This window comes from Zooshikella harenae, assembly GCF_018837975.1.
GTDB classification, from domain to species: domain Bacteria; phylum Pseudomonadota; class Gammaproteobacteria; order Pseudomonadales; family Zooshikellaceae; genus Zooshikella; species Zooshikella harenae.
This window is the reverse complement of record NZ_JAGSOY010000013.1, coordinates 84,526-103,084: the sequence shown is the minus strand read 5'-3', so window position 1 is coordinate 103,084 and position 18,559 is coordinate 84,526. Positions and strand designations below refer to the sequence as shown.

At 39.6% G+C, this 18,559-nt stretch carries 17 protein-coding genes; 10 read left to right on the top strand and 7 right to left on the bottom strand.

The genetic code is table 11. The features are described 5' to 3' along the window. Positions 1-73: 73 nt before the first annotated feature. Positions 74-790, bottom strand: a complete 717-nt coding sequence (locus KCG35_RS08185; RefSeq protein WP_215819196.1) for a DUF4336 domain-containing protein — start codon at positions 788-790, stop codon at positions 74-76. A gap of 247 nt (positions 791-1,037) precedes the next feature. Here KCG35_RS08185 and KCG35_RS08180 point away from each other — a divergent pair, with 247 nt between their 5' ends. Continuing rightward, positions 1,038-1,508 (top strand): hypothetical protein, encoded by a 471-nt coding sequence (locus tag KCG35_RS08180; protein ID WP_215819195.1) that lies wholly within the window; start codon positions 1,038-1,040, stop codon positions 1,506-1,508. 212 nt (positions 1,509-1,720) lie between these two features. Further along, complete coding sequence (locus tag KCG35_RS08175) at positions 1,721-2,419, top strand: penicillin-insensitive murein endopeptidase (protein ID WP_215819194.1); 699 nt, start codon at positions 1,721-1,723, stop codon at positions 2,417-2,419. A 43-nt stretch (positions 2,420-2,462) separates the two neighbouring features. Here KCG35_RS08175 and KCG35_RS08170 read toward each other — a convergent pair whose 3' ends face one another. Beyond that, positions 2,463-3,551: a PLP-dependent cysteine synthase family protein gene (locus KCG35_RS08170; protein ID WP_215819193.1), complete on the bottom strand. Its 1,089-nt coding sequence runs from the start codon at positions 3,549-3,551 to the stop codon at positions 2,463-2,465. A gap of 433 nt (positions 3,552-3,984) precedes the next feature. Between KCG35_RS08170 and KCG35_RS08165 the strand changes: the two genes are divergently transcribed. The 4 genes from KCG35_RS08165 (at position 3,985) to KCG35_RS08150 (ending at position 8,936) form a co-directional block, all read left to right on the top strand. Then, on the top strand, positions 3,985-4,371 hold the full coding sequence (locus tag KCG35_RS08165; RefSeq protein WP_215819192.1) for a DUF2721 domain-containing protein: 387 nt from the start codon (positions 3,985-3,987) through the stop codon (positions 4,369-4,371). After that, a complete protein-coding gene (locus KCG35_RS26920; RefSeq protein ID WP_215819191.1) occupies positions 4,368-5,102 on the top strand; it encodes a 4'-phosphopantetheinyl transferase family protein in 735 nt (244 codons plus the stop codon). Before KCG35_RS08165 ends, KCG35_RS26920 begins: the two co-directional genes overlap by 4 nt. Before the next feature lie 160 nt (positions 5,103-5,262). Continuing rightward, the gene (locus KCG35_RS08155; protein WP_215819190.1) at positions 5,263-6,030 is read left to right on the top strand and encodes a substrate-binding periplasmic protein; all 768 of its coding nucleotides are present in this window, start codon (positions 5,263-5,265) and stop codon (positions 6,028-6,030) included. Between the two features lie 194 nt (positions 6,031-6,224). Further along, positions 6,225-8,936, top strand: a complete 2,712-nt coding sequence (locus KCG35_RS08150) for a cation-transporting P-type ATPase (RefSeq protein ID WP_215819189.1) — start codon at positions 6,225-6,227, stop codon at positions 8,934-8,936. Positions 8,937-8,945: 9 nt separating this feature from the next. Here KCG35_RS08150 and KCG35_RS08145 read toward each other — a convergent pair whose 3' ends face one another. From KCG35_RS08145 to KCG35_RS08130, 3 genes are all read right to left on the bottom strand, one after another. After that, positions 8,946-9,242, bottom strand: a complete 297-nt coding sequence (locus KCG35_RS08145; RefSeq protein ID WP_215819200.1) for an MTH1187 family thiamine-binding protein — start codon at positions 9,240-9,242, stop codon at positions 8,946-8,948. A 304-nt stretch (positions 9,243-9,546) separates the two neighbouring features. Further along, the gene (locus tag KCG35_RS08135; RefSeq protein WP_215819187.1) at positions 9,547-9,957 is read right to left on the bottom strand and encodes a DUF5329 family protein; all 411 of its coding nucleotides are present in this window, start codon (positions 9,955-9,957) and stop codon (positions 9,547-9,549) included. A 232-nt stretch (positions 9,958-10,189) separates the two neighbouring features. After that, on the bottom strand, positions 10,190-10,930 hold the full coding sequence (locus tag KCG35_RS08130) for an NUDIX hydrolase (protein ID WP_230409084.1): 741 nt from the start codon (positions 10,928-10,930) through the stop codon (positions 10,190-10,192). Between the two features lie 302 nt (positions 10,931-11,232). On the opposite strand from KCG35_RS08130, the gene KCG35_RS08125 reads away from it, so the two are divergent. From KCG35_RS08125 to KCG35_RS08115, 3 genes are read left to right on the top strand one after another with little or no spacing between them, the layout of a single operon-like run. After that, the gene (locus tag KCG35_RS08125; protein ID WP_215819186.1) at positions 11,233-11,877 is read left to right on the top strand and encodes an isochorismatase family protein; all 645 of its coding nucleotides are present in this window, start codon (positions 11,233-11,235) and stop codon (positions 11,875-11,877) included. Between the two features lie 12 nt (positions 11,878-11,889). After that, positions 11,890-13,071: a nicotinate phosphoribosyltransferase gene (gene pncB / locus KCG35_RS08120; protein WP_215819185.1), complete on the top strand. Its 1,182-nt coding sequence runs from the start codon at positions 11,890-11,892 to the stop codon at positions 13,069-13,071. Positions 13,072-13,083: 12 nt separating this feature from the next. Continuing rightward, on the top strand, positions 13,084-14,751 hold the full coding sequence (locus KCG35_RS08115) for an NAD+ synthase (protein ID WP_215819184.1): 1,668 nt from the start codon (positions 13,084-13,086) through the stop codon (positions 14,749-14,751). A gap of 174 nt (positions 14,752-14,925) precedes the next feature. Here the strand turns inward: KCG35_RS08115 and KCG35_RS08110 are convergent, their stop codons facing one another. After that, positions 14,926-15,507 (bottom strand): Fe-Mn family superoxide dismutase, encoded by a 582-nt coding sequence (locus tag KCG35_RS08110; protein ID WP_215819183.1) that lies wholly within the window; start codon positions 15,505-15,507, stop codon positions 14,926-14,928. Positions 15,508-15,995: 488 nt separating this feature from the next. Continuing rightward, positions 15,996-17,120, bottom strand: a complete 1,125-nt coding sequence (locus KCG35_RS08105) for a saccharopine dehydrogenase family protein (RefSeq protein WP_215819182.1) — start codon at positions 17,118-17,120, stop codon at positions 15,996-15,998. Positions 17,121-17,321: 201 nt separating this feature from the next. Here KCG35_RS08105 and KCG35_RS08100 point away from each other — a divergent pair, with 201 nt between their 5' ends. Continuing rightward, positions 17,322-18,203: a hypothetical protein gene (locus KCG35_RS08100; RefSeq protein ID WP_215819181.1), complete on the top strand. Its 882-nt coding sequence runs from the start codon at positions 17,322-17,324 to the stop codon at positions 18,201-18,203. The last annotated feature ends 356 nt before the right edge of the window (positions 18,204-18,559 follow it).

Sequence of the window (18,559 nt, the reverse complement as noted above, 5' to 3'; positions counted from 1 at the left end):
CTGGCTTATTATTGTGTTATTTGGATCTGATTTACTGTTTTCAAACAGTACGCTTGTTGTCATATATTACGTATCAATGATGCTCTTCTAACCATTTAAATGACTCTATTAGAAAGGCACGAGCATCCTGGAAAATACATTCTCCATGAGCCAGAATAATTGTTTTTATGTCCCAGCTTAATATTAAATCCAGAGATTGTAGGGCTTGTTGTTTACTACCAAAGGAAAAGCTCAGTCTCCAATCCGCTGGCATTTTGCCATGGGGAGCAAGTACCCCTGTAAATCGGGCAATGGCTCGCTGCCAACGGCTAAAATGATCAGGGTCAAAGTTCTCAATGAGATCTGTTACTATTAACGTTTTAGATGGTTTATGGTAGAAGACAGCTTCTTCCATTGCTGGGCTACCATGAAAGATTGTCTGGTCAATCTCTTGCTGCCAATGTGTTTCTGGAGTATCTGTTAGTTCAGCAGTGAAGCTAATATCATCTCTTTTTTTACAAACTTCATGTGTGCCAAACGTTAATGCTTTGGGATATGCGGCTACCCAGTCAGATAGAAATAAATGGTGTAGTTTATTGGGGGCAATTAAATAACGTACTTCGCCTAATTCTTTTAGTGCTTGTTGTAATGACTCATTTAAACGAATTGGTGAGTGAATCCATAGTTGATTATTGGGCAATCTGATAATAGTCATACGTGTGGAATAAGAAAACCCATAAAAATTAACGTCTTCCCCATCACAAAGCCAAATATTTTCTGCAATAGTAATTAAATTGTCTGAGTTGCTCATTGTTATTCCTCCTTGAACATTAGTGTTTATCTCTTTGGTGAAGGTTTTAGAAAAGGATTATTTGGTATTTGTCACCAAATAATCATGGTAACAGTCAAGTGATGAATACAAAATAGTTTTGTAGGCTACTCTTAGAATTTGAGCTAACTATTTAGAGGCTTTCTCGATATTACTTATACCCTTCACTATGGGTATATTACATCAAATAATACATTAAACGTGTAAAAAAAATGAAAGGATGCTGCATATGAAGGGATATTCAGGTATAGCGATTGTTGCACTATCAACACTTTTTTCTGGATGTTGGAATAATAGTGGAACGCCGGCACCGGCGACACCTCCTGCAGTTTTAGCAAACTGTGGGGCTATGACGGGAACCATGAAGGGGGTTGGAGCCGATGTCACAACAGGTATATCGATGGATGTAAACACAACGTTTTCTTTAACTAATAATCAGTTTGTCAGTATTGACTGGACAGTTAATGGTCAATCTCAACCTAGAGACCCTGTGAGTGGCCGTAAAGGTAGTGGGAGTTTAGTGACAATTAAACCAGGTCCTCCCCCTGAGTTTGATGTAAATGTGACGATACAACAAGATGGTTATTCCATTAACATTACTGGAACCATTGTGGGAGCACCAACATGTACGGGACATGGACGATGGACTGCAACAAAGGATAGCAGAAATGCAGGGAGTGGAACTTGGAGCATTCCATAAGGTGTAGTGTGTAACAGCCTTGCAGATGCTAAGTTGTCTAAAAAACGATAGTGATTGCTATCGTTTTTTATGCTTATAGATTAAGGTTTGAAGCCTCTTAGTTATTTTAAATAAGGTCAGCGGTATTAGCATTAGGATATGGAGCTATGAGTATTTTGGCTTTGAGTGTGTTAGATTGTAGTTAGGTAGTATGAGTCGAGTTGTAATAAATAATGTTAGTAAAAACGCTGTTTAGTTTTATTATAGGTGGCTGTTGTAGTGTGGTTTTAGGGAGTGTGCAAGTAGATAGCACATGTTATGGTACAACAGCAAAAGGACGTTTATTAAAAGGTGTGGCTTTACCTGATGAGGGGAAAAACTATGTAGCCTATAGTGATACAGCTATTGCTTTAGGGCGTACCTATGTCCATTCCACTGTGCGTGATGTAATTTTGGATGCGTATAAAGCACTTTCCCACACATTGCCAAAAACACAATTCAAATATGGTGAAGCAGGTTTTAAAGAGGGTGGGCGTTTTCGACCACATAAAACCCACCAAAATGGCTTATCTGTTGACTTTATGGTGCCTGTGAAAGATAAGTCTGGACAACCTGATATTTTGCCAACCCATATTTTTAATAAGTTTGATAATGCTGGTCGAACAGAAGATTACTATATCGATTTTCCTGCTGTAGCAGCACATTTAAAAGCGTTGCACCAGGCTGCAGCACAGCATGGTATTAAAATCTGGCGGGTAATTTTTGATCCCAAACTACAACCTTATCTTTGGCAAACTGCAGATGGTGCTTATTTACGCAGAAATTTAACGTTTTCCAAACGCCGCTCATGGGTCAGACATGATGAGCACTATCATGTAGATTTCATCGTACCTTGTAAGCCGTTAAGTTCATATGCAGATGATAGTCAGTAGACTATCATCTTTTCTGCTCTTCTTATGATGGTGATTAGGAATACTATTGGAGGATATTAGGCAAGTAACCAGTATCCCAAAATGATTCCAAAGCTTGTGTGTAAGGGGCTAAGTTAAATTGCTGATCCTTCAGCCATTGATCATTGTAATAAGTGTTTAAATAGCGATCACCTGAGTCACAAATTAAGGTGACAATACTTCCATGTACCCCACGTTGTTGCATCTCACTGATTATTTGCAAGGTTCCATAAAAGTTCGTGCCTGTGGAGCCACCTAGCTTCCGTCCCAATATCTTTTCAAGAAAGTGAATACTGGCAAATGACGCTGCATCAGGGATACGTTGCATACGGTCAACTACCGTTGCTATAAAGGAAGGTTCGACACGGGGGCGGCCAATGCCTTCAATGCGGGAGCACTGGTGGCTTGTTAAGCTCGAATCGCCACTGTTGAAGTAGTCAATAAATACAGAGTGCTCAGGGTCTACTACGGCTAACTGAGTATTATGGTGTCGTTGGGGATGATAACGAATGTAACGACCAATCGTTGCTGATGTACCACCAGTGCCAGCACTGACGACAATCCAATTAGGGACTGGATAACGTTCTGCACTCATTTGTCTGAAAATAGAATCGGCAATATTATTATTACCACGCCAGTCTGTGACCCGTTCAGCAAAGGTAAATTGATCCATATAGTGACCATTTAACTCTTGCGCAAGGCGTTCTGATTCAGCATATATTAGGTCAGGTGAAACCAAATGACACTGTCCACCATAAAACTCAATCTGTGCTATTTTTTGGGGTGCTGTGGTTTTAGGAATTACGGCAATAAAAGGAAGACCTAATAGCCGAGCAAAGTAAGCTTCTGAAATGGCTGTACTGCCTGAAGATGCTTCAATGATAGGTGTTCCTTCCTTTATCCAGCCGTTACAAAGGCCATAAAGAAAGAGTGAGCGAGCTAGGCGATGTTTCAGGCTTCCAGAAGGGTGAGTTGATTCATCTTTAAAATAGAGATCAATATTTGGAACGCTTGGAATATCTAGTTTAATCAGGTGAGTATCTGCAGAGCGTTTAAAGTCGGCCTCAATTTTTTGAATTGCAGTATTTACCCAGTGTCGTGCTTCTATTGTCATAATGACTCCAATGTTAGTCTGAGAAAAATACCCTTGGTTTTATAACCTTTACTGTGGTGGTATATCGTATGAGTGCAATCCTTAGCCGTAGGGTTCGCCACCGGTGTTGTAAATATGTATGTGGTGTTGTTTGTCGCCAAAACTCCCCAAAACAGTCAGTATATTGTGAACACTAAAGGTTATTCTATTTTGTTATAACAATATATCTTATTTTACTGTAGTGTGTTGTATAAGCAAAGCCTGAGCAGTTCGAGATATGTATTGATAGAATGGTTGGCAGTTATTATCTTGCCAGTAACACCTAATTTATCGCAAAAGGCACAGTTGGAGTGAGTATATAGGCTATATAGTATCCACTCATTGATTTCTAACAGCTCAATGCAGTCAGTTCGTTGTATAATTTTGATAAACCTTGTTTAGTTGAAGTATTTTTATGCAGATTACCATTACCACGCCAGGCTTATTATTCCCTGCAATATCATTGTTACTACTAGCCTACACGAACCGTTTTTTAGTGATTGCCCAACTCATCAGGGAGTTACGTAAACGCATCGACCAGGGAAAAGCCTGTAATTTAAAACGACAGATAACGAATTTACGAAAAAGGGTTAATCTGATTCGTAGTATGCAGTGGTTTGGGGTCTTTAGTTTCTTGTTATGTACCTTTTCTATGATAGCTATTTTGCTTGAATATTCTGGAACAGGTGAAGTTTTATTTGGGCTGAGTTTAGCATTTATTACATTATCATTATTATTTTCGTTATGGGAGATCCAGATTTCTGGTGAAGCACTCAATATTGAATTGGAAGGCATGGAGTGAGTAACAACGCTGCGAGTCATTTGCTATTGAACTTTATTCCTCCACGACTTAAAGGCAGAGACGCTTACTTAATTGAATTGGATCGACATGTTTTACCTTCACATGACGAGCTTATACATTATCTGACGCCTTCTGAAAAAAAACATGTTTCATCTATAAAGTATGCTCAATCATATGACCGTGTGGTTGTGAGTAGAGCTGTGCTTAGAATATTGTTGGGGTACTATTTATCTTGCTCTCCAAGCTCAGTTGATATTACGGTGGGAGGCCATGGTAAACCTATACTTAAAGAGGAGTCTTTATTTTTTAACGTATCTCACTCTAAAAATAAATATATGTATTTGCTTGCTAGGGAGGTTTCGGTAGGGGTTGATATTGAATACATTAACTCAAGGAAGCATTGGCAGGAAATTGCACGAGATTATTTTCACCCTGATGAATATAGCTTTCTTTCTAATGGTCTTGATCGTTCAGACCTGATTCGGCAGTTTTATCGTATCTGGGTAGGCAAAGAAGCGGTGATGAAATTCTCAGGACTCGGTATGGCATTACCCATTAATAGTTTTTGTATTTTCCCATATAAGGAATTACAAGAGGTTCATTATGAATTTAACAGCGAGCAATCATGTTGTAGTCTTCAATTGATAAATCGGCAAGATTTATTTACGTGTGCGACTGCTAGTCCTGCCAATAAAAAAATTGATATTAAGCATATTATCATTAATGAGTGAATCATCATTCTTATCGTATTTTTTGAAATTGCTCCCTATTATGTGAAATCTTTGTAAAGGTGGTATAATTAACTTTAACTAGGGCCTGTTAATAGACCCTAAAAGAAGGGGATAGCAAAAGGAATAGCGAATACTGAAAACGTTATGAGCAGGGCAGAGAATGATGAAAAAAATAATAGTGATTTTATCAACGTTATTGATGTTTAGTGACCTTACTCATGCAGCGAAGATTAAAGTATTACGTGCAGATTTTCGTGAGCGTCCTCCCCTTATGTTTTTGGTTAACGGCAAGCCAGGAGGGCCTTTAGTGGATGTCCTGAACTTGGTGGCAAAAGAAGGTGGCTATCGAATCACTTGGCGTAAGAGTCCCTTTCAACGGAGTATCAAAGATATTAAGTTTGGATCAGTCGACATTATCCCAAGGGTGTCTTTCAATGAAAAGAGAGCTAAATTTTTACATTTTTTAGGACCTGTGGGGTATCGGCTTGCCAATACGCTTTTTTTAACTGAGTCTGGACTTAAGTCTAAAATATCAAACTATAACAATTTGTATGGGCTAGTCGTAGGAGCAAAACGTGGATCATTCTATTTTAAAGAATTTAATAGTGATGACTCACTCAATAAAAAGCTATATGGGCATTATTCCGCAATGGCGCGAGCACTATCAAGTGGTGAGGTTAATGTATTAGCTGTAATAGAGTCTGACCGTAAAATGCAAGAAAAAGAACTTGGTAGTGCTGTGGGCAGTCAATATGTTTATGCTGATTATGTTCATGTCAGAAAAGAACCTGTATATTATGCGTTGTCCAAGAAGTCTCCTTACGCAGGTCAAAAAGATACATTGAATTCAATCATGCAATCATTAATCAACTCAGGACAGGTTAAAGCAATTTATAGCAGACATAATGTTACATTCACTGCAAAATGATTTCATGACGATAAGGAGTAATTGTTTAGTCAATTAATAGGTTATTTGTTTTTCTTTACAAGTTATTGTCAGCTTTAAGCTATTCTGTATCGCATTTATTCGTTCACACTTCCATACAATCCCTACCTGAAGACAGTAATATTCATATAGTGTATCTTATTATCAAAGCTCACTGATGTTGGGAAGGACGAATTATGCTTAGTTTGGAAAAGAAGCACTGGCATGACCTGACGGATAAAGAGAGTATTGATGCGTTAGAAACGGATGCAATACGTGGTTTAACGAGTGACCAGGTGTATGAACGTCAAAAATGCTTTGGTTTTAATCAGCTTTCAGTGAAGCAACAAAAAAGCAACTTTCGATTATTTTTTAGTCAGTTTAATCAGCCTCTTATTTATATTTTGTTAGCTGCAACCCTTATTACACTATTACTTAAAGAGTGGGTTGATGCTTCGGTTATTTTTGGTGTGGTTTTGGTAAATGCAATTATTGGCTTTATGCAAGAACGTAAGGCTATTAAGGCAATTGCCGCACTTGCTAATGCTATGAATTATGAGGCCACGGTTATTAGGAATGGACAAAAACGACAGATCGCTATCCAGCAGCTTGTTCCTGGAGATCTTGTATTACTACAGTCAGGGGATAAGGTTCCAGCGGATTTACGATTATTACACAGTAGGGATTTATATATCGATGAGTCTTCGCTAACGGGTGAGTCAGTACCCGTTGCTAAAAATACAGCACTTTTACCTACAGAGTCGATGTTGGTTGACCAACATAACATGGCTTTTTCAACATCGCTTGTGACCTATGGTGTTGGTAAGGGCGTTGTCGTGACTACGGGTGATGCGACTGAAATAGGGAAGATAAATGCGTTATTAGCCAGGACAACCAAGCTACAAACTCCGTTATTAAAAAAAATGGAAAAGTTTAGCCAAGCACTGCTTTGGGTAATTTTATTACTGGCTGGCATGACATTTCTATTTGGTATTATGCATGGTGAATCTTGGTTGGATATGTTTATGGCAGCAGTTGCCTTAGCTGTTGGAGCTATACCAGAGGGATTGCCTGCAGCGATGACAATTACATTAGGTATTGGTGTTGCGCGTATGGCTCAACGTAATGCCATTATTCGAAAATTGCCTGCGGTAGAAACATTAGGTAGCACCACTGTTATCTGCTCTGATAAAACAGGGACATTAACCCAGAACCAAATGACTGTAGCTAGAATTGTAGCTGCAGGAATAGAGTATGAAGTAACGGGTGCAGGATATACCCCCCATGGTAAGGTTCATTTTCAGGGTGAAACTGCAGATTTAACTAAAAATAAAGCGTTGTCTCAGTGCTTAAAAGCAGGGGTATTATGTAATGAGGCTAGGCTTTTTCAAAAAGAAAGCAGTTGGTGTATTGAGGGGGATCCGACAGAAGCTGCACTCATCGTATCTGCAAATAAAGGGGGATTAGATCATGAAGTTTTACATTCTGATCATCCTCGTTGTGATGCAATACCTTTTGAGTCTGAGTACCAGTATATGGCTACAGTTCATCACCATGAAAGTGAGGATACACATTTAGTTTATTTAAAGGGCTCTGTTGAAAGTATTTTGTCTCGTTGTCAGTCAATGCTTGATGATAGTGGTCATGAGCAACCATTAAACACTAAGTTAATAGAGCAGCAAATGAAACAGCTAGCTGCACAGGGGATGCGAGTTTTGGCATTTGCGTGTACTGAGCATGAGGTTGCGTTAGGGGCTATAGGCCATGATCATGTCGCTGAACAGTTAGTTTTTCTTGGTTTGCAAGGCATGATAGATCCACCAAGAAAAGAAGTGATCGAATCGATTCAACAGTGCCACACTGCTGGAATTTCAGTAAAAATGATTACAGGAGATCATGGTGTAACGGCATTGGCTATCGCCAAGCAAATTGGTTTATTTACTTCAGTATCACAACATAATGTGATGATGGGGACTGAAATACAACAACTGGATGATCAACAGCTGATAGCAAAAGTACAACAAGTGTCAGTGTTTGCTCGCATTGCTCCAGAACAAAAATTACGTCTCGTTGAAGCATTACAGGCGCAAGGCGAGGTTGTAGCGATGACTGGGGATGGGGTGAACGATGCACCAGCACTAAAGCAGGCCGATATTGGTGTGGCCATGGGACGAGAAGGCACTGAGGTTGCTAAAGAGGCTGCAGACATGGTGCTGACTGATGATAACTTTTCTTCTATCGTCTCTGCAGTACAAGAAGGACGGGGTATTTATGATAACCTGATTAAATTTATCTCATGGACGTTACCCACCAATGTAGGAGAAGGGTTAGTTATATTGATGGCGGTTTTGTTGGGCACCACATTGCCTATATTACCAGTGCAGATTTTATGGATTAATATGACAACAGCGATATGCCTGGGGTTAATGTTGGCATTTGAGCCTAAAGAACAAGGTATTATGATCAGGCCACCAAGGATACCAAATTCGCCTATTTTAGGGAAACAGCTTATTTTACGAATTATTATTGTTTCTGTGTTATTGGTATTAAGTGCCTTTTGGCTCTTTCACCAAACGTTAGCTGATTCAGGTAATGTGGCTAAAGCGCATACGATGGCTGTTAATGTGTTTGTATTTGGTGAGATGTTGTATTTATTTAACTGTCGTAAGCTGTATGTTTCACCTGTCTTTACAACATTACTTGGCAATCCATGGTTGATGTTTGGGGCACTGTTTATGACAGGACTGCAAGTACTTTACACTTATTGGGCACCAATGCAGATGATTTTCCATAGTGCCCCTTTAACATGGCTGGATTGGGGTTATATTATGTGTGCAGCCATAATTATTTTTTTAGCTGTGAGTTTAGAAAAACTATTATATAAGTCTGAAGTGGCAACTAAGTTTTGAAGAATAGACTTACCACTTATGTTGCACACTGGTAACTTTATCTGTCATGGATTGTTCTCGATCAGTTCGAGTACCGACTTTTAATGTTGTTGTGATACGAGGAGCTCCCATGGCATGAATAGTTTCATGGCAAGCTTTGATTGCTTTAAACACGGCATCCCATTCGCCTTCGATAATTGTGCCATATGCATGTAGTTCCCAATTTAGTCCGGCTTGATCAAGAATAGGCTTACAGGCTGCTATATAAGGAGATAATGAAACGCCAACACCTAAGGGAATAATGCAAAGATCAACCATAACTTTCATCATAATGCTCCTATTTATTGAGTTAAGGTGATTAAGCGCTTTTGTAAGCTTAGCAAAAAATTATGAGCATTAGACAGCAAAAGGTAAGTGTGAATTTTAGATTAAGTAAGGGGAATGAGGAAAAGATAGGGAAGTTCAGAGCTCTGTGGAAAGCTGATGATGATAATGTGATTGCTCACTTTTCCTATTTTATAAATGCTTAATTTATTACCATGGTTCTATTTTGTGGTGTTCATTTATTAGAAACACTGCTTCTTATTAGGTAGTTAAACTGAGCAATCACATTATCATTAGATATCACAGATCAATTAAGAGAGACGGAAGTCGTTTTGCTTTGTATTGCTCTAAACTTATCTAACTCTGCTAGTAGCCAGTCTTGAGCTCGTAAGGGGGCATGATTGGGACAAAGTACCTGGTAATCTTTGCCAGTAATAGTGCTGCGAGAGGCTGTCATTTGGATGAAGTCTTCGGTGTTATTGATTTCATCACGAAAATAATCATAGCGCTTCAAAATATGAGATGCAGCTTCGGTAGAGTTATGTTTTGCGCCATTTCGCTCCATGAGACAAGCAGAGTTTCGGACAAAGTCAACAAGATGGTTGATTTCCGTTTGTTGCTCAGGTGGAACGTCTGCGATCCCAGTATTTGCGAATAAAAACACAGTGAAGAAAAGTAACAACTGTTTATGCCAGCAATTTGTAGTGTTTGTGTGCATAGCCTTCCTCACATTTTTTAGTATTTAAGTTTTACTGCCGCTAGTTTGCTCATTCCTTAAACATCAATTTAGGATTATTAGCCTTATTATTATGACTGAGTCTGAGACTTAAAAGCTATGAAGTTAATAACATAACTAGCGGATATATTGACGGCGATGACCACATGTCTAAAAAACACGCTGTAATAGACATTTTGTCAAGAAAATAGTGTATCTATATTAGGATAACTACTTATTCTTGCTGAGTTGTGTGATAAAGCCGATTATAAAAGTGGGCTTTTGCCGTTTTTTTCAAACGGTAAAGTGCTGCTGGACGGTTACTTCCATAGCGTTTTTTCCCTGTATCTTCAAGTAAGTCTTCATGTAAAAAGCGATTTCGAATAGATCGCATTGGAGGAGCTTTTTTCAGAATAGCAGCAAATACGTCGCGTATATCGGCAAGGGTAAACTCTTCGGGTAATAAGTAGACAGGCAAAGAGGTATATTGAATTTTGTTACGAAGTCGTTCTAATGCTTGGGAAATAAGGTGGTTGTGGTCAAATGCTAACTGCTCTGTGACACTGTCTCCAAGTATATTACACCAACGTACATCTTCTGTTTGCTGTTGAATGTCAGTACCTGGTAACAGGGCATAATAGATAACCGTTACTGACCAACCTCGGGGGTCTCGCTGAGGGTTGCCAACGGTTCCAACCTGTTCTAGGTAAGGGGCCTTCATGCCTGTTTTTTCATGAAGTTTTCTATGAGCAGTGGCATCTAAGTCCCTGTCTTGATCAATATCAATAAAACCACCAGGTAGACCAAGTTGCCCTATATGAGGGTGCTGTTTACGTGCACAGGTAAGCACCTGTAACTGTTGATTGTGAAGTCGAAATATCACCACATCGACACTGCAGAGTGGAGTTGTGTAGTGGTTAATATTGTACTGTTGTAAGTATTCTTCTTCACTGATCATAGTGTGATCAATGGGCATCTAACTTCGCCTCCGCCTGTTATCAGCACCGTACAATGGATATTAATCGTGTTAAGCCATGTTTCATGTATATATAGCTTATGCTGTTGATCTGCAAATATTTTTAATTGATTATTCGGATGATACTTACATTAAAACCTGGTTTCTTCGGTTGTCACATCGTTTTTGAGTAGATAAATGGGATTTAACACAAGGCTTATCAGCCGGAGGCCAGTTTACGCTATGTAAGCACTTTAAACAAAGTCGAAAGTTATGAGATAAGCTTGACATGTAAGTGAATTTAGTTCATTAAGGAGGGTGTCATGTTCCTCGGTAAAAAACAGTTTGTCGCTAGTTTTGATGTAGATGCCCAACAAACATTTACCCCATTATGTCCTGATGAGTTACCCATACCTGGTGGACATACTATTGTGAAAGAACTCAATGCTCAGGCACAATTAGCGGGTTGGCGCCTTGGCTCCAAAGATGCACATAGCCCCCATGCCATTTGGGTAGCAGATGAGCATCACCCTCCATTACAGCCAGTTGAAGGCAAGCATGTGGATATACGCTGGCCTGTACATGCTGTACCTGGGACAAAGGGGTTTACGCTGCTATCCGGGTTACCAGAGCCTGCAGCATATGATTATTTTGTTTGGAAAGGGGTTGAGTTGGATATGCATCCTTATGGAGCATGTTTTCACGATTTATCAAATAAACTCAGTACGGGTGTTATCGAGTTCTTACATTTTCGCCAAATTCAATGGATTGTGCTGGGAGGACTGGCATTGGATTATTGTGTCAAAACGACTGCTTTACAACTTAGATCCGCAGGTTTCAAGGTTATTGTCAATTTAGCGGCGACACGAGGACTTGCGGTTGACTCCGTTGCTTGTGCTAAAGCTGAAATGGAAAACGCTGGTGTGATATTTATTACCCATTGTAGTGATTTGAAGGTTGAGTTGTAGAGGAGGGGTAACATGAGAGAACAAATTATTACCTCATTATTAGATACCGATTTATATAAATTCACCATGCAACAGGCTATGTTGCATCAATACCCGAATACTGATGTTGTTGCTAAGTTTAAATGTCGTAGCCCTATTGACTTAAAAGCGTTACTTCCTGAATTACGTGAACAAGTTATGGCTTTAGCAGGATTAACATTTAAACAGGATGAGATACGCTTTTTAAAGCAGTTGCCGTATTTGAAATCTGATTTTGTTGATTTTTTGGCGACCTTTAAATTACAGGCTCACTATATCAATGTGGGTATAGAAGATGATCAGCTTGCGGTTACTGTTGCTGGTCCTTGGGTGCAAGTCACGCATTTTGAGATTTACCTGTTGGCCATTATCAGTGAGTTATATAGTCGTAAGTATTACTCAACAGTATCTATTGATGAAGGTAGACAGAGACTTTATCAAAAAATAAAGCAAATTAAACAAGCGCAACCCGAAGCAGGTCGTTTTGGTTTTAAATTAGTTGACTTCGGAACGCGTAGGCGATTTAGCCGGAATTGGCATTATGAAGTTGTTGACGTGTTAAAGCACGAGTTGCCAGATCTTTTTGTTGGTACAAGTAATGTTTATCTTGCCAGAGAAATGGATATAGTTCCTATTGGCACGATGGCACATGAGTGGATTCAGGCACATCAAGGGTTAGATGTCAGGCTTGTGGATAGTCAAAAAGCAGCGCTTGAAGCATGGGTGAAAGAGTATCGAGGTGAACTCGGTATTGCTTTAACAGACACAATTAGCATGCAGGCTTTTTTACGAGATTTTGATCGTTATTTGGCAAAAGTGTTTGATGGTTTACGGCATGATTCTGGTGATCCAATACTTTGGGGAGAGCAGGCTTTAGCACATTATAAAGCACTTGATATTGATCCTAAAAGTAAACAGTTGGTTTTCAGTGATGGTTTGAATATTACTCAAGCCCTCAATATTTACAAACACTTCAAAGGACGGACACAAACCAGTTTTGGTGTTGGTACTCATTTAAGCCATGATTTAGGCGTACCTGCGATAAATATGGTATTAAAATTAGTGGAGTGTAATGGTCAGCCTGTTGCTAAGCTATCTGATAGTCCTGGAAAAGTTATGTGTCATGATGAGGCATTTGTGACTTATTTAAAACAGGTTTTTGCGGTAGCTGCCTAAAGGAGAATGATGATGAAAGTAACTTTAGCCCAGCTTAATTATCGTATTGGGGATTTGGCAGGAAACTGCAATAAAATTAGTGAAGTAATACAGCAGCAGGGAAATCAAACCGACTTAATTATTTTCTCAGAACTCTGTATTACAGGGTATTACCCCTTAGATTTATTGGATAAGCCTGAATTTATTGCTAATCAGGATGAGCACATCGAACGCATAAAAAAACTGTCTGAGCAATATTCAGCGGGTATTATTATAGGGGTTGTGGACCGTAATGCCTTTACTGGAAAGCCTTATCATAATGCATTGATGTTAATTGAAAAAGGCAATTGTCGTTTTATCTATCATAAGCAACTATTACCTACCTATAATATTTTTTCTGAAGCGCGCCATTTTGAACCTGGAAAAATACCTGGTGTTTGCTTATTTCGTGGACATCGGTTGGGTTTTTTGATTTGTGAAGATGGTTGGAATGATCAAGCGCCTTTTCATTATGATAATAACCCTGTGCAGGATCTTGCGCGGGAAAAACCTGATTTGGTGATTTCACTTAATAGTTCACCTTCAAATACAGGAAAACAGGAAGAGCGGGTTTTACGCTTTACACATATTGCAAAACACTGTCAGGCACCCTTGATTTATGTGAATCAAACAGGGGCTAATGATGATATTGTTTATGATGGTGCCAGTTTTGTGTGTGATGAAAAAGGGCAAGGGGTGCTGCAACTACCAGCATTTGAAGAGCATGTTACTACAATAACAGTGCTTAGTCCTGATGCTAAAAAATCACCTAGTGTTACTTTATTGGCTATGGATAATATCGCACTTTATTATCAGCAGCTTATTATGGGAATCAGAGATTATGTGGCTAAGTGTGGTTTTCCTGGCATTGTAATTGGTTCTTCAGGAGGCATCGATAGTGCTTTGACATTAGCGCTTGCGAAGCAAGCTATTGGTGCAGAAAAAGTAACGGCTATCACTATGCCATCGCGATTTTCTTCAGAGGGCAGTCGACACGACTCGGAAGCGCTTTGTTATAACTTAGGTGTTAAACTTTATACGTACTCTATTGATGATGAGTTTGCCTCATCTTTGCAATCTTTTTCGGGTGTTTTTAAAGAGCCAGCAAGAGGGATTACTGCTGAAAATATACAGGCTAGAATTCGTGGTCGTGTGTTAATGGAGTACAGTAATCAGACAGGCTATTTAGTGTTATCAACAGGTAATAAAAGTGAGCTTAGTGTTGGTTATGCCACCTTATATGGTGACATGTGTGGTGGATTAAATGTCTTGGGTGATTTATATAAAACACAAGTTTATGCGTTAGCAAACTATTATAACGAGCTTCACCCTGCAGCGGTTATTCCGCAGGAAATTATTGATAAAGCACCTTCTGCTGAGTTAGCTGAAGATCAAAAAGACAGTGACTCGTTACCAGACTATCCTGTCTTAGATGCCATTTTACAGCAATACATTGAAGGCGATTTAATTTCAGAACATGAGCGTCAACAGGCTAGTGCCATCTTACAGCGGGTGTCGACTGAAGTGATTGCTGAAGTTAAAAAGTTAGTTGACCGTACAGAGTTCAAACGCCGCCAGGCTCCACCTATCATACGTGTACAGCGTCGATCCTTTGGGGCTGGACGTCAGCTGCCTATTAGTGGGAGCTATGAGTATTGTTGAAAGTGTTTGCAGCTGCTTCATAATCAGTAGCTTAGGCAGGAAACGCGGTAAACAAAATTTGGGTATACAGTTGTTTAATTGAAGCCAGCTACTACCTGGTGAACGGAGGTAACTGGCTTTTAGGGTTGGTTAAATACCAAGTAAAGGCTTAACCTGCACTTTTATACTGTGTGCTTATTCTGCGTAATTCTTAGCCGCAAATTCCCAGTTTACCAAAGCCCAGAATGCTTTCAGGTAGTCAGGGCGAGAGTTACGATAGTCGATGTAGTAGGCATGTTCCCACAAATCAACCGTTAGCAGAGGTTTTTGGCTAGTTATCAAAGGGGTAGCGGCATTACTCGTGTTCACAATTTCTACGCTACCATCTTCATTTTTTACCAGCCATGTCCAGGAAGAACCAAAGTTATTAGCAGCGCGATCATTCCACTGTGCTTTGAACTCTTCAAATGAACCAAATGCTTTGTTGATTGCATCAGCCAGCTCACCTGTTGGCTCACCACCACCATTTGGGCTTAAGCAATGCCAGTAGAAAGTGTGGTTCCAAATTTGTGCTGCATTGTTGAACATACCGCCTTCAGCATGCTTAACAATGTATTCCAGATCTTTACCTTCTAGAGCTGTGCCTGGCAATAAACCGTTTAATTTATCAACATAAGTTTTATGGTGTTTACCATAATGGTAGTTGAGGGTTTCCTCAGAAATGTGAGGCTCAAGTGCATTGCGCTCATAAGGTAAAGCAGGTAGTTCGATAGCCATATGCTACTCCAATTATCTCATCATTAGGTGCTAATCAATTACGGATTGCCAAAACAGCAACAAAAATACGTTAACTGTAGTTTAGGCAATGAGGTTTTCCCTTTGAGAAAGTTATTATAGAGAGGTATTTTTATATTCCTCTTTACTCAGATACGTGTACACCTTTGCTTTGGGTATATTGTCGTATAGAAGGTCACATGATGTTACCCATAAAACATTCACTTAGGGAGTCAGTTTTTATGCAAACTTGTGTTGTTACTAATACCCCCTGGTTTGTGGGTATTAGTTAAAACGCTAAAGGCTAAGTTCAATATAATTGCTAAAAAAACCTATATTGTCTGAAAAATACACATTAAGCAGTACATTATAGTTTATGCAGCAATCTTAGCATTTTGCCTATTGCCTATCTACGTGATTCGTGTGTGGTTATTTGTACGCATCATTAAGTATTTCCCTGTCTGTTGGTATGGGGTTTAACATGCAATTTTTCAAGATAATGAATGAGTAGTAATACGAATATTTGAAGTATTGGGAAGACTTTCTACACAGTTTCGTCCCATAAGTTGTGAGGGGGTGAAATACCCTCCATCACCCGCATAATTCAATAGAAACTGCAGTGCGAGTAATACCCCTGCGACAGTTAAATCATAACCATCAGCTGCTTTCAACGATGCCCGCTTAACCAGCCCGGATGAGTTCTTAACCTCACCCCAGAAATAAGTGGCACTTTGCTGGCGTTCTATAGGGGTAGGTGTTTGAAAACGTGAAGATATAAGCAAATAAGCAAGTTTTTTAAGCCAAGGCAACTTGAGTAGCCCTCTAAACCAGCGTAAACGTTTCAACCAAGGCAGATGCTCAGGGTCGATAGGGTAAAGACACTCAATGTTAGGGATTTGGGTACTGAAATACGCTGAAGCTAAATCTCCCCATGGAATGGCTGTTACCATTTTTTCGCTTTGTTTCTCATCAAAGTGGCGCATATGATAGCCAAATGGTACTGGGGTAAGCAGGCCATTTTGTCTTATCTGGCAGCCATTAGCGACAACATTGTAAAGCGTTTTAACAGAGCCTGGGCTTAGTTTTCCATGTACTTCAAAACCTAAGGATAAGGAAACTGCATCAGGTAACGCATGCTTTAAGGTTGCAGCAATACAGTCGGTGGGGATGACATCAAAGCCAACACCAGGGCATAAGACAACACCTGTTTCCTGGGCTTTGGTATGAAAGCGTTGCACATTGACAAGTGTCGCTAAGTCTCCATTGATATCTAAATAATGTACAGTATTTGCCAGGCAGCTTTGGATTATTGCAGTAGTATCTTGTGGAAATGGACCTGCACAGTTGATTAAAACATCAACATCATTAAGTTGTTCACAGGCTTCTTCAGCTTTTAATATATTGAAAATACGATAAGAGCAGCCAAGTTCAGTGGCTAAAGGCACGATAAACTGCTCTTGTCGCCCGGCAAGAATGGGTGTTAATCCAAGTGCATGCGCTTTACGGGCCACTAAAGTTCCTGTATAGCCATTTGCTCCATACAACAAACACTTTCTACCACTCAGTAGTTCCTTAAAGTCGCTGTGCGACAATTGTTCCAGAGATTTTCGGAACACTGTGAAATCTCCTAAATTATCTTGTTGTGTCAGCTTGGAGCGAGTGCAAGCTTATGATTAATTTTGCTTTTCATCTTGGCACGTTACCAAGGATTCATTATCAAAGGTTTAGACAGCTAACGCCAGTACTTGGGTTAAGTACTGCATTACACTACAATCAGCGGTACAGTATTTATTGAGTAACTATTGAGCATCAACTGTATGAGTAGACACCTTGAAGACATCGATGACGATCTGCCAAGTATGGCAATTGCTAGGGACGATATTGCTGACCGTGCAATTCATCGACGCTCACCAGGTAAGGTTAATCAACCTGAGGTTAAGACACGCACCAATCCTTTTTGGGTATTACTCTTACTAGTATTAGTCGTGGTTGTATCAGGTGGTGGATTTTTGGGTTACCAGCAGCTGACACTATTGCAAGCTGAGTTGAGTACCACAAAGCAAGCTTATGACAAAGCGCTTCAGCAGTTGCAGGATGTTACAGGTAAAGTATCAGAGACTGATGCATCTATCACTGAGTCTGGCAGCAAAATTCAGCAGGCCATTGATAAAATTCAAATTGATTTAAAGCTTGCTCATTCAGAAATTCGTAAGCTATGGGACTTATCAAATAAGCTAAATAAGCCTGCTATTGCAAAAGTGACTGAGCAGCTGGCTCAGCAAGAAAAAAGCTTAGCAGAACTCAAGCCTGTATCAAATAAGCTAAAACAAACCAACAAGTCTTTGCAAACCTTGGAAAAACGCTATAAACAAATTTCTGCAGATGCCCAACAAGCTAAAAAGAGTGTTCAGCAGGTACAAGCTTTGCGAAAAACGCTTTCCAAACTGGAGCGTCAGTTGCAATCATTGTCTAGCCAAGTGTCTGTTGCCAGTACTGAGCAATTAGCAACCCAAGCGGCTTTACAAGAACAACTTGCTCAGCTCGACAAGCAGGTTTCTGGCAAGCAGTTACAGTCTGATGTAGCCGCCAAATTGAAAAGTGTAGATGAATCGATTCGCTCGATTGATGCTTTCCGCCGCCAGGTTAATAGTCAGTTGTTGGCACTCAAAAATGAAGTGCGACAGTTACGTAATCGTTAAAAGGGTCTGCATAAGGCCTTCTTTATAAGGGGGCCGTTAGCATATCGTCTTATTTTTTCTCATTATACCCTTCGTTATGGGTATATCTCGTGTTTTTCATTTGTACTATTTCTGACGTCTAGAAACTTGAAGTACTAAAATGCTAAATCAAGTCACAGTTCTTAGTCATAAGACATCACAGCATATCAATCGGATAGCGATATAATCCTCTGATAGCTCTATCACGCCAAGAGAGTCAACTTAAAGTGAATAGGGTAAGATCGAAGTTTTTAAGAAAAATGATAGAGTAACCCAGTGATAACGTTACAGTTTGCTAGTATTTTAGTGACAGAAAACAGTTTTCACTGGTAATTAGC